2 protein-coding genes are annotated in these 744 nt (G+C 58.2%); both read right to left on the bottom strand.

The annotated features are described in order from the left end of the window. A partial coding sequence (tnpB, locus tag ROG8370_RS19980) for an IS66 family insertion sequence element accessory protein TnpB (protein WP_085828847.1) occupies positions 1-269 on the bottom strand: 269 nt, incomplete at its 3' end. Beyond that, positions 266-658 (bottom strand): IS66-like element accessory protein TnpA, encoded by a 393-nt coding sequence (tnpA, locus tag ROG8370_RS19975; RefSeq protein ID WP_085828846.1) that lies wholly within the window; start codon positions 656-658, stop codon positions 266-268. The genes tnpA and tnpB, both read right to left, overlap by 4 nt. Positions 659-744 lie beyond the last annotated feature (86 nt).

Below are 744 nucleotides of genomic sequence, written 5' to 3'. Positions count from 1 at the left end.
GCGGTCAGGGCAATCTTGCCCTCTTTCGCCGATGGCCACACGAACCGACCTTTCTCCAGGCGTTTGCTGAACAGGCATGCGCCCTGACCATCCCACCAGATGATCTTGATCAGATCACCGCGCCGACCACGAAAGACAAACAGATGCCCCGTGAACGGATCTTGCTTCAGTGTCTGTTCCGCCTGGGCCGCCAGCGTTGTGAACCCGCGCCGCATGTCGGTCACACCGGCGGCCAGCCAGACACGCGTGTTCGCCGGGACAGGGATCATGCAGACAGGCCTCGGATCAGCCGGGCCAATGCTTCAGGATCGTAGCCACCAACAATCCTCAGTTGATGGCCACCCGCGATGTCGATCTCAATTGCGCTGTGGGCGGATGCGGCATTGGCTGCACGCGCGGGGCCAGGTTCTTCGGTCACAGGTCGCTCAACAATCTCCACAGGCAGAAAGCATGGCGTCTCACCAACCTCATCTTCAATGATCTCCGGATCCGGTGCAAACTTGGGATCACTTAGCCATTTGTGGATCAGGTTGGTGTTCATGGCATACCGCCGCGCGACCTGCGCAACCGATACCCCCGGCGCGCATGTTTGCGCACAGATAGACACCTTCTCCTCATCCGACCAAAAACGCTTCTTCTGACCCTTCTTGCCCGCCATATCCGCCCTCAAGATGTCCACTATCAATAGTGGACACTTATCAACACACTCTATGAAATGTCAGAGCAGCGAGGCCGGACGCTTAC

Origin of the sequence: Roseovarius gaetbuli, assembly GCF_900172365.1 — a bacterium.
Lineage (GTDB): Bacteria > Pseudomonadota > Alphaproteobacteria > Rhodobacterales > Rhodobacteraceae > Roseovarius > Roseovarius gaetbuli.
Note: the sequence above shows the minus strand (reverse complement) of the source record. Positions and strands in the feature narration are given on the sequence as shown.

Excerpts from the sequence above, each read along its gene's own strand:
- tnpA (WP_085828846.1), bottom strand. The coding sequence starts at position 658 with ATGGCGGGCAAGAAGGGTCAGAAGAAGCGTTTTTGGTCGGATGAGGAG.